The following is a 14,248-nucleotide window of genomic DNA, read 5'->3' on the forward strand; positions in this document are numbered from 1 at the left end:
TCTCTTGGCTTTATTGGCTCTTTTGCCTTGTAATTTTTTATAAATTGTATATAGATTTTTATGGATTTTCACAAAAACATTTTAACAGTTACTAACCCTCTCTTCCGTTCATAACATAGCTTTATTATAGAGCGTTCTTTATAAAAAACAAAGACTTCCTTTTTCCTGAAATAAAGAAAAAAATCACCTTTTAACACAAAGGCGATTTTTTATTTTTTCAACTTCGCAGCAATTTTTTCGATTAACTCGTCTTCCGTCATCGCTGATACAGGTCGATTGTTGACGAACGCAAACACTTTTTTTCGACCTGGCCCGCAATACGATTGGCAGCCAATTTCGATTGTTGCGTTCGGATCTAATTTTTTTAACCTTGGCAACAACGTTTTTAAATTCGTTGCTTGACAGTCGTCACAGACGCGAAATTCATTTTGCATACCGTCCTCACTCCTTTTCGCTAACGAGTATTCTAACGCGTATACGCGAACAATGCAAGCTGCATCTATTTCCTTTGAAAAATAGTATATATTTCTCGTTTTTTGGTGATTATGAAAGTAAAAGAATGAGAAAGGGGTTTTTGGCATGACAAAAAAACGACAAGATGCTTGGACTGAAGAAGAAGATTTATTGTTAGCTGAAACGGTGTTGCGCCACGTGCGCGAAGGGAGTACGCAATTAAATGCGTTTGAAGAAGTAGGCGATAAGTTGAATCGTACGTCAGCGGCATGCGGGTTTCGCTGGAATGCGGTCGTTCGCCAACAATATGAAGAATCGTTACAAATGGCGAAAAAATTCCGTAAACAACGGCAGCGTGCCCTTGGAAATAAACATGCATTGCGAAAACGGCCGCTTTATACACCACCTGTTCCTTCGCTTGAGGAGTTAGGGATGGAACCGTTAGAAGTGCAAGCAAATGAATATGAACATGTCGAAACAAATCATTTAACGCTTGACCATGTTATTGCTTTTTTACATTCTTTAAAACAATCGTATATCGGACAAGAAACAGCGCTAGTGGAAAATAAGCAACTAAAGCTGGAGCTCGAACAATTACAACAACAATATAAACAACTAGAACAACAATTTACAAAACTACAAAAGGAAAATGAAGAATTGCGCGAAGATTACGGAACGATGGCTCGCATCATTAATCGGGCAAGACAAATGGAAATTTCAGAAGATGAGTTTAAGCCACCGATTTTCAAAATGGATCGCAACGGAAATTTAGAAAAAATCGAAAAGATTGCCGAGTAAAAAAGCTGTCGTATCGGACAGCTTTTTTATTTCGGCAACATCGTTTCATTTCGATCGATCATACGCTGAAAGTACATATAGTATCGCTCCCATTCTGCTTGAGTAAGCGAAGATGGCGCAAGCGTACTTCCAAACGATTGAAGCGCTTCATATAGGCGGATGATAAGCGTTGAAACGGTCATTTCTTTGCCGAGCAATTCACTTAACGATGCCATCGTATGCGGAACGATTGTCGGATACGTAAACTTCGTTTGTTCTCCCGCAAGCGCGTGCTCATAAAACTGACGAATCCACTCCGCTCGTGCCGCGCCGCTTCCGTTTGCACATATATACACTTGCACAGCGACACCGCCTCGAATGCGGCGCTGTGAAATGCCCGCAAACTTTTTTCCATCAATGCTTAAGTCAAAACTTCCTGGACAATACGAGCCAATAACTTCCCCCGCTTGCATGTGCGCTTCTGGTAACATGCGGGCAATGAGCGCCGCCATTGCCTCATACCCACGATCAATGTCAATTCCTTTTTTTGTATCCGAAAAAATGAGTGAAACGTTTAAAACCCCTTCATCTAATACGACCGCCAATCCGCCAGAGTTACGAACGATCGTATGCCAACCTTGTTCATGTAAGTAGGCGAGTCCTTTTTCAATGTAAGGCAGTTTCGTATCTTGAATGCCGAGCACAACGGTCTGGTGATGCACCCATAAGCGAACAATCGGATACGATTGACCGTTTCCAACCGATTCGCAAAGCGCATCATCAAACGCAAATGACTGTTTCGCATCAAACGATGGACCGAGGCTCGAATGATCGATAATTCGCCACGTTTGTTGTCGCAACAATTCGCTCATTATTCCATCGCCGCAAGCGCCTGCGCTGCTGTGATGAGTGATAGCTTGTACACATCTTCGGCGTTACATCCGCGCGATAAGTCGTTTACTGGTTGATTTAATCCTTGTAAAATTGGACCGACCGCTTCAAAGTTGCCGAGACGTTGGGCAATTTTATACCCGATATTTCCTGCTTCTAAGCTTGGGAAAATAAAGACGTTCGCATCGCCTTGAATGACAGAGTCTGGCGCTTTCTTTTTCGCCACAGACGGAACGAATGCAGCATCAAATTGAAACTCGCCATCGATTGTTAACTCTGGCGCCATTTCTTTTGCGATGCGCACCGCTTCAATCACTTTTTCTGTTTCCGGTGATTTCGCCGATCCTTTCGTAGAGAAGCTAAGCATCGCTACACGTGGCTCAATATCAAACATTTTCGCTGTTTGGGCACTCTCGACTGCGATTTCCGCTAAATCTTGGCTATCTGGAGCGATGTTAATGGCGCAATCGGCAAATACGTATTTTTCATCGCCGCGCACCATAATGAACACGCCCGACGTTTTGCGAATACCTGGCTTTGTTTTAATAATTTGTAACGCAGGGCGAACTGTATCCGCTGTAGAATGCGCAGCACCGCTCACAAGCCCGTGCGCTTTCCCCATATACACAAGCATCGTACCGAAGTAATTTTCATCAAGTAAAATGTTGCGCGCATCTTCTTCCGTCACTTTTCCTTTACGACGTTCAATAAACGCAGCAACCATCCCATCCATTTCTTCATACGTATGTGGGTTGATGATCTCTACTTTCTCAAGCGTCAAACCGAGCTCTTTTGCTTTTTGGGCGACAGCTTCTTGATCGCCGATGACAATCGGATGCAATACACTTTCTGCCGCTAGACGTCCGACAGCTGTTAAAATACGTTCATCGAGTCCTTCTGGAAATACGATCGTTACATTTTTTTCTGCCACCTTTTGTTTTAAGGCTGCAAATAAGTCACTCACGAAATGTTCCTCCTTAGTTTAAAAAAATTCGTCTATCTATTAGAATACTCTTATTGAAACGAAAAGCAATGAATTACGCTACAAACAAAAATAGTCTTTTTTTTATAACAATTCTGTTTTTTGTACCGAGTGATATATCGCCTAAAAAGTGATATATTTTTAAGGAACATGTAAAAAACAAAGGAGCGTTACGATATGTCACAATGGATTCATCATCTTGAACAATGGTTGCTTGAATTTGGCGTTATTGGTCTCGTCATCGTCTCATTTACAGAATCTTCGTTTTTCCCGATTCCACCTGATGTATTATTAATTCCATTAAGCATCGCCCAGCCAGAAAAAGCATTATGGTTTTCCTTTTTAACAACGATCGCTTCTGTGCTCGGTGCATTACTTGGATGGTATATTGGAAAAAAGTTCGGGAGACCGATTTTGCGTTATTTTATCTCTGATGAAAAGATGGATAAAGTAGAACAATATTTTCAACAATACGGGGCAATGGCGATCGTTATCGCTGGGTTCACCCCGATTCCGTATAAAGTGTTCACTATTTTCTCGGGCATTTCTAACATAAACATTCGCACGTTGCTTTTTTGGTCGTTCATCGGTCGTGGGGCGCGCTTTTTCGCAGAAGGGCTTATTATTTTCATGTTAGGCGCTCAAGCGAAAACATTTATTGAACAACATTTTACAACGATTACGATCGTTGGCGGCATTATTATTGTCGTTGCTTTTCTTATTTACAAACGGTTCAAATAGTGCGTTTGGCATAAACGAAACACATATGATACAATTTCGGTAGTACATAACAAAAGGAGTGTTGGACATGAGCGAAGCAGCACAAACGCTAGACGGTTGGTATTGTCTGCATGATTTCCGCACGGTTGATTGGGCGGCTTGGAAAACGCTCACAAATGAAGAGCGCCAAGAAGCAATACAAGAGTTTTTTACATTAGTGGAAAAATGGGAAAAAACAGAAGCCGCAAATGAAGGCAGCCATGCGATTTACACAATTATGGGGCAAAAAGCAGATTTGATGTTCATGCTTTTACGTCCAACGATGGAAGAGCTTCATGAAATTGAAACGGCAATCAATAAAACAAAGCTCGCTAAATATCTCGTACCTGCTTATTCATACGTCTCTGTCGTTGAATTAAGCAACTACTTGCCGGCAGAAGCAGGCGACCCGTACGAAAATCCAGAGGTGCGTCGCCGTTTATATCCGATTTTACCGAAAACAAATCACGTTTGCTTTTATCCGATGGACAAGCGACGTCAAGGAAACGACAACTGGTACATGCTTCCGATGGAAGAACGCCGCAACTTGATGCGCGCACACGGCATGACAGGAAGAAAATATGCTGGAAAAGTCGTTCAAATCATTACAGGTTCGGTCGGATTTGACGATTACGAATGGGGCGTCACGCTCTTTTCAAATGATGTGCTTCAATTTAAAAAGCTTGTGTACGAAATGCGTTTCGACGAAGTGAGCGCACGATTTGGTGAATTCGGCTCTTTCTTTGTCGGCAACATTTTACCGAAAGAAAAAATGGAACAGTTTTTACATGTGTAGGCCTCCGATTTGGAGGTCTTTTTTTATGATGTGTTTCATACATATAACAATGACGACTTTCCTCACATTTTTTATTTTCCATCATAGGCTAATAGCGATTTCTATAAAGTGAGGTGAAGGGATGGCTGTTGTTGCGTATACAGAAGAAGATGTCAAATTGCTTGCCCGTCTTATGCGCGCAGAAGCAGAGGAAGACGGACAGCTCGGTATGTTAATGGTTGGAAACGTTGGAGTGAACCGTGTGCGCGCAAACTGTTTAGACTTTGAAGGACTTCGTACTATTCGTCAAATGGTATTTCAAAGCCCTGGAGGATTTGAAGCAGTACAAAAAGGGTATTTTTATCAACGGGCGCGTGAAGAAGACATTCGTCTTGCCCGCCGCGTCATCCGCGGGGAACGTTTTCATCCCGCAACGAATTCGCTTTGGTTTTTTCGGCCAGATGGCAGTTGCCCACCGCAATGGTTTAATCAATGGAATACTGGACGTTTTAAAGCGCATTGTTTTTATGCGCCAACGCGTTCTAATTGTCCGCGCGTATATTAAAAGGAGGGGTTTCAATGAGTGATGAACGTCAACAAATGCCATATTATTCGTATCCGTACTACTATCCATACCAAATGCCGACATATCCGTTTGGCCTGCCTACACCAACATTTACACCACAAACAGGGGCGATGCAAACGCCGACAACGGCCAGTCAGCCGCTTCCTGGCATGCTTCCGATCGAAGAATCGTACATTGAAAACATTTTGCGCTTAAACAAAGGGAAAATTGCGACCGTTTATATGACGTTTGAAAACAATCGTGAATGGAACGCGAAAATTTTCCGCGGTGTCATTGAAGCAGCTGGTCGTGATCATCTCATTTTAAGCGATCCGCAAACAGGAATGCGCTACTTATTGCCAATGATTTATCTCGACTATGTGACGTTCGATGAAGAAATTAATTATGAATACCCATTTGCATCTGGGATCGGATTAAGCACATATGCTCCACGTTAAAAACGAGGCGTCACACCCGCCTCGTTTTACATTTGTTTCATTGCCATATATGCTAAAAGTAGCCAAGCAATAATAAACGACACGCCCCCAAACGGCGTAATGGCTCCAAGTATTTTTATTTGCGTCAAGCTCAGTATGTATAAACTACCTGAAAATAAAACGATGCCCACAAGCATTAACCATCCAGCCGGCGTCACGTTCGGCCATTTTGTTGCCAGCAGCGCAACGAGAAACAAACCGATCGTATGGAACATTTGATATTGAACGGCTTTTTGCCACGTGTCTATATATCGATCTGGAATTCTTCCTTCCAACACATGCGCCCCGAACGCCCCTAGCGCCACACATAACGCTGCACTAATTGATGCGATAATTGTAAATAGTTTCATGTTGTTCCCCCTCCTAAAAATCAAGTAATGATGGCCCGTTCGCATCAGCATCGATAGTTAATCGTTCAGTTGTTGTTGGTTGCGGTGTAATGATCGTTTGTGCACTTGGCGATGGTTGGTGTAAAATGACGTCGCACAACGCGCGAACGGCATATATATGTTCACGCACCGCTTGCGGTGACGACGCATGTTTGGCTTTTGCAATTTCTTCTTCTATTCTTGCGAATACATTTGTCACCGATATGTCCAAAACGTTTTCACTCCCTACTTCTTTTTCCTTTAAAACAATGTTATCTTATACATAGCAACTTTTCAAATTGAAAACGCTTAAAAAGGAGCGAGAATAGATGAAACGGACATGGTGGAAAGAAGCGGTTGTATATCAAGTATATTGGCGCAGCTTTTTTGACTCAAACGGTGATGGGTATGGCGATTTAGAAGGGCTCATTCAAAAGCTTGATTACATTCGCGACTTAGGGGTCGATGTCATTTGGCTGAATCCGTGCTATGAGTCGCCAGATAAAGATAACGGATACGACATTTCTGATTACTATCGCATCATGGATAAGGCGGGCGATATGGAGACGTTTGACCGCTTGCTTCATGAAGTACATAAACGTGGAATGAAATTAATTATGGATCTTGTCGTAAATCACACATCCGATCAACATCCTTGGTTTCTTGAATCTCGTTCATCAAAAGACAATCCGAAACGCGATTGGTACATATGGCGCGACAAACCGAATAACTGGCGCTCGTACTTTACTCCATCCGCATGGGAATATGATGAAAACACAGGACAATATTATTTCCATTCGTTTGCGGTAGAACAGCCAGATTTGAACTGGGAAAACGAAGAAGTTCGTGAAGAAATTTATAAAATGATGCGTTTTTGGTTAGATAAAGGGATCGACGGGTTCCGCTTAGACGCCATTGCCTTACTCGCAAAGCCTGACGGATTCCCAGATGCCGAAAATCCGTATGACATTCGTTATTTAACAAACAATCTAGGCGTGCATGATTATTTAAAAGAAATGAATGAAAAAGTATTAAAACATTATGATATTTTCACCGTCGGAGAAGTCGCTTTCGTGTCGCCAGAGGAAGGATTAAAATATGTCGGAGAAGACCGAAATGAACTACATACTCTGTTCCACTTTGAAGTGTGCGACGAAATGCCGACATGGGACCCGATTCGTTTCAAACAAATTCAAAAACGTTGGTACGAAGGATTGTGGGGCAAAGGGTGGAACTCGCAGTTTTTAAACAATCACGACCATACGCGACAAGTGACGCGCTACGGAAACGATAAACAATTCCGCGTCGAGTCAGCGAAATTGCTCGCTACGCTCGTGCATACGTTGCCTGGAACGCCGTACATTTATCAAGGTGAAGAAATTGGCATGACTGGCGTCAAGTTTGACTCGATCGACGACTATAACGACATTGCGATGAAAAATAAATACGCAGAAGAAGTGGCAAAAGGTCGCGATCCGAAAGAAGTGCTTGAAAGCTTGCAGCTACTGAGCCGAGATAACTCGCGTACGCCAATGCAGTGGGACGATAGCGAACATGCAGGATTTACAACAGGAACGCCTTGGCTAAAAGTGAATCCGAACTATAAAGAAATCAATGTAAAACAAGCGTTAGCAGATCCGAACTCTGTATATTATTACTATAAAAAGCTCATTCAACTGCGCAAGCAACATCCAGTCATGGTGTACGGAACGTTCCGCGATTTTTCGGAAAATGATCCGTACATTTACGCCTACACACGCGAGCTTGATGGCGTCCGCTGGCTCATCGTCTTAAACCATTGCGACAACGACAACGTATATGAGTTACCAGAAGAGCTTGCCGTGGCTTACCGTCACCTTCTACTCGGCAATTATACAGACGTAAGAGAAGAAGGCGCAATGCTTCATATGCGTCCACATGAGGCAAGAATTTATACATTACAATAAGCAGCCGATTTGGCTGCTTATTTTTGATTTACCGCCTGTTCAAACGACTCTAGCGCTCGTTTTTCACCGAATACGATCAGAACATCGCCAACGAAAAACCGCTCCTCTGGCGTTGGGTTACCAATCATGTTGTTTTGACGTTGAATGGCGATAATCGTCACGCCAAAGCGGGTGCGCACCGCTTGATCGCGGACAGATGTCCCGACAAATGAAGAGTGCGATTCAATCGTAATTTCTTCAATCGCATATTGTTCAGCATGTTCGTGGAAAATCGTATCGACATAATCGACACTCACCGGCTTTAACATCGTCATCGCCATGCGCCGACCGCTCAAAAAAGCAGGGTTTATGACTTTATCCGCACCAGCGCGACGCAATTTTTCTTCCGATTCCGTTCGCTCGGCACGCGCGACAACTTGAATGCTAGGATTCAGTCCTTTTGCAGTTAAAGAGATGAAGACGTTATCTGCATCAGAAGGCAATGCAGCAACTAATCCCGACGCACGCTCAATGCCTGCGGCAATTAACGCGTCATCTGCTGTCGCATCCCCCTCCACATAAGGAATAGGATCGCCCATTTCTTCAAGCCAATCTACATTCCGTTCGATGACAACGACAGGTGTTCCATTTTTGACAAGCTCACGCACAACTTGTTCGCCAACACGACCAAACCCGCATACAATAATATGGTTCGTCATCACTTCAATTTTCTTTTTCATTTTTCGCCTCCGCACCGTTTTTGAAAATTCTCCTTCCATCATCATCGAAACAACCGCCCCTGTCGCATATGTCACAATGCTAATACCAACTGGAATAATGATGAGGGCAAACAGTTTGCCATAAAACGTTTGTGGCACTGTATCACCATAGCCGACCGTCAAAATCGTAACAACCGTCAACCAAAGCGCATCAAAAAACGTTAATTGTTCCGAAAACATGAATCCGATCGTTCCCGCGATAATAGCGATAATCATCGCGATGACGGAAACGACGATCGAGCGCGACGAACTCATCCGTTTCTCCCCTTATGTTCTTTTTTTACAAACTTCATGCAAGGCACACCTGATGATTGCTTGACGACAATAGACGGCAACATCGCGCTTTTAAAACCGAACGCGCGACAGCCACGCGGCATTTGTGCATTCCATGTCACATAAAAATGTTTACATTCATAACAATTGACACGTGTATTAAATGTTTTCGATTTGCCAGTCAATTGGCTCTCTCCCTGTCTGTTGTAAAAAAGTATTCGTTTTTGAAAAAGGGCGGCTTCCGAAAAAGCCTCGTGCTGCAGAAAATGGACTTGGATGTGGCGCCTCAATAATATAATGATGCTCATTTGTGATGAGCTCTTTTTTTGCTTGCGCATGACGTCCCCATAAAATAAAGACAACCGGTTCATCCTTTTCATTTACAAGTTCAATGACACGGTTCGTAAAATGCTCCCATCCTTTTCCTTTATGCGAATTCGCCTCTCCTCGTCGCACCGTCAATACCGTATTTAACAATAACACCCCTTGCTTTGCCCATTTTAATAAATAACCGTTGTTTGGAATATAGCAACCAAGATCATCTTGTAACTCTTTAAAAATGTTTAATAACGACGGCGGCAAAGCAACGCCCGGTTTGACGGAAAAACTTAATCCGTGCGCTTGATTTGGTCCGTGATACGGGTCTTGTCCTAAAATGACGACTTTGACGTCTGCATATGAAGTATAATGAAGGGCGTTAAAAATGTCGTGCATATCTGGATAAATCGTTTTTGTTCGATATTCTTCTTTTAAAAACTGGCGCAACTTCAAATAGTAAGGTTTTTGAAACTCCTCTTCTAATAAAGGAGCCCAATCGTTTTTCAATATGCTCATCACCGCACTCCTTTCCAATACAAAGGCTACCCTACTACATAGGATAGCCTGTTTTCATTTAAAACTGAATTTTTTCTTCTAAGAAGTTTTTTAATTCCGCAATTGGAATGCGCGTTTGCTCCATCGTATCGCGGTCGCGCACGGTTACCATGCCGTCCTGCTCTGAATCAAAGTCATACGTAATACAGAACGGGGTCCCGATTTCATCTTGGCGGCGATAACGTTTACCGATTGATCCAGACTCATCGTAATCAACCATAAAGTGTTGTGAAAGTTGTTCAAAGATCGCACGTGCACCTTCTGATAACTTTTTCGATAACGGTAATACAGCTGCCTTATATGGCGCTAATGCTGGATGAAGATGCATCACCGTGCGCGTTGTGCCGTCTGCAAGTTGCTCTTCTTCGTACGCATCAATCATAAATGCGAGCGTCACGCGATCTGCACCGAGTGAAGGTTCAATGCAATACGGAATGAAACGTTCATTCGTTTCTTGATCGAGGTAGTGGAAATCTTCGCCTGAATATTCCATATGACGGCGTAAATCGTAATCGGTACGTGATGCAATGCCCCATAGCTCGCCCCAACCGAATGGGAATTTATATTCAATATCTGTTGTCGCGTTGCTGTAGTGAGATAGTTCGTCTTCGGAATGATCGCGCAAACGAATGTTTTCACGCTTCATACCAAGCGATAAAAGCCATTGTTCGCAATATTGTTTCCAATAACTAAACCACTGCAATTCTTCTCCTGGCTTGCAGAAAAATTCAAGCTCCATTTGTTCAAATTCGCGTGTGCGGAACGTAAAGTTTCCTGGTGTAATTTCGTTGCGAAAACTTTTTCCAATTTGCGCAATACCAAACGGCAATTTTTTACGCATCGTCCGTTGCACGTTTTTAAAATTGACGAAAATGCCTTGCGCCGTTTCAGGACGAAGATAAATTTCGTTTGCGCTCGACTCCGTCACACCTTGGAATGTTTTAAACATTAAGTTAAATTGACGAATGTTCGTAAAGTCGCGACTTCCACAATCTGGACACGCGATGTCGTGCTCTTGAATGAGCTGCTCCATTTTTTCAAACGGAAGCCCATCGACAACCATTTCAATGCCTTTTGCTTCAAGCGCGCTTTCAATTAACTTATCCGCCCGATGACGCGCTTTACATTGTTTACAGTCAATCATCGGATCGTTGAAGTTTCCTAAATGACCTGACGCTTCCCATGTGCGTGGGTTCATTAAAATCGCCGCATCTAAGCCAACGTTATATGGCGATTGTTGAACGAACTTTTTCCACCATGCACGTTTAATGTTGTTTTTCAACTCTGTCCCTAACGGACCGTAATCCCACGTATTCGCTAATCCGCCGTAAATTTCTGAGCCGGGGAAAACAAAACCGCGATGCTTCGCATGTGCTACAATTTGATCCATCGTTACCGACATCTTTCATCCTCCTTTTGTCAAATGTAAACAAAAAACGCTCTCATCCTTAGGCCTTTCGCCTAGGGACGAGAGCGTAACTCCCGCGGTTCCACCCTAGTTGATGCGTAACGCATCCACTTTTGCGTGAAGCAACTCCAGACTGCCGTTTCACTAAGCATCTTTGCTAGGCTTCCACCATCCCTAGCTCGCTACAAAAGAACAACCTTAGCTACTATCCATCTTTCATCGTTGCATCTGTATTTCATTTGGTTGATATTGTATCAAAGTGAAATAGGAGAGTCAAGGGGAGAGGGAAAACAAAACTCGCTTTACTTTATGACAGTAAAGCGAGTTAAGGAGTTATACTAATTTCGAATTAAGTAGTCAAACGCTCCTAAAGAAGCTGTTGCGCCTGAACCCATGGAAATGATAATCTGTTTATATGCGCTATCTGTACAATCGCCAGCAGCGAAGACGCCAGGAACGTTTGTTGCACCGCGCTTATCGACGATAATTTCGCCAAAGCGATTGCGTTCTACCGTTCCTTCTAACCATTCTGTATTCGGCACAAGCCCGATTTGAACGAATACACCTTGAAGTTCAATATGGTGCTCTTCGCCTGTTGCGCGATCAATATATGTGAGACCGTTCACTTTATCTGTGCCTGTAATTTCTTTTGTTTGTGCATTTTTAATGACCGTGACGTTCGGTAAGCTGTACAAACGATCTTGCAATACTGCGTCCGCTTTTAATTCTGGTGCAAATTCAAGCACCGTCACATGCTTAGCAATGCCGGCCAGATCAATCGCGGCTTCAACGCCAGAGTTACCTCCGCCGATGACTGCGACATGTTTTCCTTCGAATAACGGACCGTCACAATGCGGGCAGTAAGCGACTCCTTTATTTTTAAACTCCGCTTCACCCGGAACGCCGAGATTGCGCCAACGTGCACCTGTGGCGATAATGACCGCTTTGCTTTTTAAAACGGCTCCGTTTTCAAGTTCTACTTCAATAAGGTCTTTCTTTTCTAACCGTTTGGCACGTTGTAAGTTCATAATGTCGACGTTATAATGTTTCACATGTTCCTCTAGGCTTGCGGCAAGCTTCGGACCTTCTGTATATTTCACACTAATGAAGTTTTCAATGCCTAACGTATCTAAAATTTGACCGCCAAAGCGTTCTGCAACGATTCCTGTACGAATGCCTTTACGCGCCGCATAAATCGCGGCTGTTGCACCAGCAGGACCTCCGCCGATGACAAGCACATCAAACGGGTCTTTGTCCGCAAAGACTGAAGCATTTGGCGTACTTCCTAACTTCGCAAGAATTTCCTCAAGCGACATCCGACCGCTTGCGAACGGTTCGCCATTTAAAAAGACAGTTGGCACCGCCATTACGTCTTTTTGTTCAACTTCTTCTTTAAATGCTGCCCCATCAATCATCGTATGAGAGACGTTCGGATTTAATACGCTCATAACGTTTAATGCTTGCACGACATCCGGGCAATTATGACACGTTAAGCTGACGTATGTTTCAAAACGATACGTCCCTTTTAAATGTTTAATTTGTTCAATGACCGCTTGATCTACTTTTGGCGGTCTTCCACTCACTTGAAGCAATGCAAGCACAAGAGAAGTAAATTCATGTCCTAAAGGCACGCCCGCAAATACAACGCCTGTTTCTTCACCAACACGATTGACGCTAAAGCTTGGCGTTCTCTCTAGCGTTGTTTTTTCTACTTTGATTTTCGATGACATTGTGGCGAGTTCATCGACTAAAGCAAGCATATCGCGGGAAACTTCATCGTTTCCCGCGCTTACTTTTAACACAATGTCATTTTCCATCAACTGTAGATATTGGGCGAGCTGTGCTTTAATTTCCGCATCCAATATCATTTACATAAGCCTCCTTAAATTTTACCTACAAGGTCAAGGCTTGGCTTAAGCGTTTTGCCACCTTCTTGCCATTTTGCTGGGCATACTTCACCGGGGTTATTGCGCACGTATTGCGCTGCTTTAATCTTGTTTACGATTGTGCTCGCATCGCGACCGATGCCGTCAGCGTTAATTTCAACTGCTTGAATGACGCCATCTGGATCGATGATGAACGTACCACGTTGTGCAAGACCTGTTTCTTCATCAAGTACTTCGAACATGCGTGATAATTTTTGTGAAGGGTCACCGATCATTACATATTCAATTTTGCTGATCGCTGGTGAATGGTCATGCCATGCTTTATGTGTGAAATGTGTATCTGTTGAAACAGAGTATACTTCAACACCAAGCTCTTTTAACTTTGGATATTCGTTTTGTAAATCTTCTAACTCAGTTGGACAAACGAATGTGAAGTCTGCTGGGTAGAAGCAAACAACGCTCCATTTTCCTTTTAAGTTTTCTTCTGTCACCTCGATAAATTCACCGTTATGGTACGCCATCGCTTTAAATGGTTGTACTTGTTTTCCTACTAGTGGCATTGTGAATCATCCTCCTACATCATTTTTTGCATGTTAGTAGTATGCTACAGTCATACGAAAAATATGACTGAAAGCGAAATAAAATTATAACAATTATAATTCGATATAAATTATCATATAGTAATGTTTATTTGTCAAGCAAAAACTATTTCACCCTTTTAGTTTTTCGACACGTATTCACTTTATTCCTTTTTCATAAACAAAAAAGCAGAGCCTCGGCGAAGACTCTGTTTTCTCATGTTATAAAAGTGAAGCCAAGCAAAATGAGCACGTTAAATAATAACGCAACTACAAAAAGCCATTTTTGTTTCCTTTTTTTCTTCACAATATATTCTGCAAATGCGACTGTCCCGAAAGCGAAACAAACAAACAATAAAAACAATGCGATTCGCCCATGGAACACATGTCGAACAAAAAGCGGGGAAAACAAAAGCAAAATGAATAGTTGTTGGACGCTCCACCTATACATCTTGTTTC

18 protein-coding genes are annotated in these 14,248 nt (G+C 42.8%); 6 read left to right on the forward strand and 12 right to left on the reverse strand.

Annotated features, from left to right (window positions below; translation table 11 throughout):
* Positions 1–209 precede the first annotated feature (209 nt).
* Complete coding sequence (locus tag ACYQY7_RS08090; RefSeq protein ID WP_003397078.1) at positions 210–434, reverse strand: YuzB family protein; 225 nt, start codon at positions 432–434, stop codon at positions 210–212.
* Positions 435–579: 145 nt separating this feature from the next.
* Between ACYQY7_RS08090 and ACYQY7_RS08095 the strand changes: the two genes are divergently transcribed.
* The gene (locus tag ACYQY7_RS08095) at positions 580–1,251 is read left to right on the forward strand and encodes an RsfA family transcriptional regulator (RefSeq protein ID WP_461201556.1); all 672 of its coding nucleotides are present in this window, start codon (positions 580–582) and stop codon (positions 1,249–1,251) included.
* Positions 1,252–1,277: 26 nt separating this feature from the next.
* Here ACYQY7_RS08095 and ACYQY7_RS08100 read toward each other — a convergent pair whose 3' ends face one another.
* Both ACYQY7_RS08100 and pta read right to left on the reverse strand, forming a co-directional pair.
* Positions 1,278–2,102 (reverse strand): lipoate--protein ligase family protein, encoded by an 825-nt coding sequence (locus ACYQY7_RS08100; protein ID WP_461201557.1) that lies wholly within the window; start codon positions 2,100–2,102, stop codon positions 1,278–1,280.
* Positions 2,102–3,085: a phosphate acetyltransferase gene (gene pta, locus ACYQY7_RS08105; RefSeq protein WP_461201558.1), complete on the reverse strand. Its 984-nt coding sequence runs from the start codon at positions 3,083–3,085 to the stop codon at positions 2,102–2,104. The genes ACYQY7_RS08100 and pta overlap by 1 nt, the downstream gene beginning before the upstream one ends.
* Positions 3,086–3,280: 195 nt before the next feature.
* Here pta and ACYQY7_RS08110 point away from each other — a divergent pair, with 195 nt between their 5' ends.
* The 4 genes from ACYQY7_RS08110 to gerQ all read left to right on the forward strand — a co-directional run bounded on the left by ACYQY7_RS08110 (position 3,281) and on the right by gerQ (position 5,660).
* Positions 3,281–3,844, forward strand: a complete 564-nt coding sequence (locus ACYQY7_RS08110; protein WP_461201559.1) for a YqaA family protein — start codon at positions 3,281–3,283, stop codon at positions 3,842–3,844.
* A gap of 67 nt (positions 3,845–3,911) precedes the next feature.
* Positions 3,912–4,658 (forward strand): hydrogen peroxide-dependent heme synthase, encoded by a 747-nt coding sequence (gene hemQ, locus ACYQY7_RS08115; RefSeq protein ID WP_461201560.1) that lies wholly within the window; start codon positions 3,912–3,914, stop codon positions 4,656–4,658.
* A gap of 121 nt (positions 4,659–4,779) precedes the next feature.
* Positions 4,780–5,202 carry a cell wall hydrolase gene (locus ACYQY7_RS08120; protein ID WP_085788605.1) on the forward strand — a complete coding sequence of 141 codons (423 nt, stop codon included), beginning with the start codon at positions 4,780–4,782 and terminating at the stop codon, positions 5,200–5,202.
* Positions 5,203–5,216: 14 nt separating this feature from the next.
* The gene (gene gerQ / locus ACYQY7_RS08125; protein WP_461201561.1) at positions 5,217–5,660 is read left to right on the forward strand and encodes a spore coat protein GerQ; all 444 of its coding nucleotides are present in this window, start codon (positions 5,217–5,219) and stop codon (positions 5,658–5,660) included.
* Positions 5,661–5,686: 26 nt separating this feature from the next.
* On the opposite strand, the gene ACYQY7_RS08130 is transcribed toward gerQ, so the two are convergent.
* Both ACYQY7_RS08130 and ACYQY7_RS08135 read right to left on the reverse strand, forming a co-directional pair.
* Positions 5,687–6,049: a DUF423 domain-containing protein gene (locus tag ACYQY7_RS08130; protein WP_461201562.1), complete on the reverse strand. Its 363-nt coding sequence runs from the start codon at positions 6,047–6,049 to the stop codon at positions 5,687–5,689.
* Between the two features lie 13 nt (positions 6,050–6,062).
* Positions 6,063–6,299 (reverse strand): YwdI family protein, encoded by a 237-nt coding sequence (locus tag ACYQY7_RS08135; protein ID WP_461201563.1) that lies wholly within the window; start codon positions 6,297–6,299, stop codon positions 6,063–6,065.
* Positions 6,300–6,396: 97 nt separating this feature from the next.
* On the opposite strand from ACYQY7_RS08135, the gene ACYQY7_RS08140 reads away from it, so the two are divergent.
* Positions 6,397–8,013 carry a glycoside hydrolase family 13 protein gene (locus ACYQY7_RS08140; RefSeq protein ID WP_461201564.1) on the forward strand — a complete coding sequence of 539 codons (1,617 nt, stop codon included), beginning with the start codon at positions 6,397–6,399 and terminating at the stop codon, positions 8,011–8,013.
* 17 nt (positions 8,014–8,030) lie between these two features.
* Here the strand turns inward: ACYQY7_RS08140 and ACYQY7_RS08145 are convergent, their stop codons facing one another.
* The 7 genes from ACYQY7_RS08145 to ACYQY7_RS08175 all read right to left on the reverse strand — a co-directional run bounded on the left by ACYQY7_RS08145 (position 8,031) and on the right by ACYQY7_RS08175 (position 14,240).
* Positions 8,031–9,026, reverse strand: coding sequence for a potassium channel family protein (locus ACYQY7_RS08145; RefSeq protein WP_461201565.1), 996 nt, complete (start codon positions 9,024–9,026; stop codon positions 8,031–8,033).
* Positions 9,023–9,229, reverse strand: coding sequence for a uracil-DNA glycosylase (locus ACYQY7_RS08150; RefSeq protein ID WP_461201566.1), 207 nt, complete (start codon positions 9,227–9,229; stop codon positions 9,023–9,025). The genes ACYQY7_RS08145 and ACYQY7_RS08150 overlap by 4 nt, the downstream gene beginning before the upstream one ends.
* Complete coding sequence (locus ACYQY7_RS08155; RefSeq protein ID WP_461201567.1) at positions 9,204–9,878, reverse strand: uracil-DNA glycosylase; 675 nt, start codon at positions 9,876–9,878, stop codon at positions 9,204–9,206. The genes ACYQY7_RS08150 and ACYQY7_RS08155 overlap by 26 nt, the downstream gene beginning before the upstream one ends.
* A 58-nt stretch (positions 9,879–9,936) precedes the next feature.
* Positions 9,937–11,319 (reverse strand): glycine--tRNA ligase, encoded by a 1,383-nt coding sequence (locus tag ACYQY7_RS08160; protein WP_461201568.1) that lies wholly within the window; start codon positions 11,317–11,319, stop codon positions 9,937–9,939.
* A gap of 344 nt (positions 11,320–11,663) precedes the next feature.
* On the reverse strand, positions 11,664–13,193 hold the full coding sequence (gene ahpF, locus ACYQY7_RS08165) for an alkyl hydroperoxide reductase subunit F (protein WP_461201569.1): 1,530 nt from the start codon (positions 13,191–13,193) through the stop codon (positions 11,664–11,666).
* Between the two features lie 14 nt (positions 13,194–13,207).
* The gene (ahpC, locus tag ACYQY7_RS08170; protein ID WP_035050260.1) at positions 13,208–13,771 is read right to left on the reverse strand and encodes an alkyl hydroperoxide reductase subunit C; all 564 of its coding nucleotides are present in this window, start codon (positions 13,769–13,771) and stop codon (positions 13,208–13,210) included.
* Positions 13,772–14,006: 235 nt separating this feature from the next.
* On the reverse strand, positions 14,007–14,240 hold the full coding sequence (locus ACYQY7_RS08175; RefSeq protein ID WP_461201570.1) for a hypothetical protein: 234 nt from the start codon (positions 14,238–14,240) through the stop codon (positions 14,007–14,009).
* Positions 14,241–14,248: the final 8 nt, after the last annotated feature.

Source organism: Anoxybacillus sp. TBDG-1 (genome assembly GCF_054815885.1).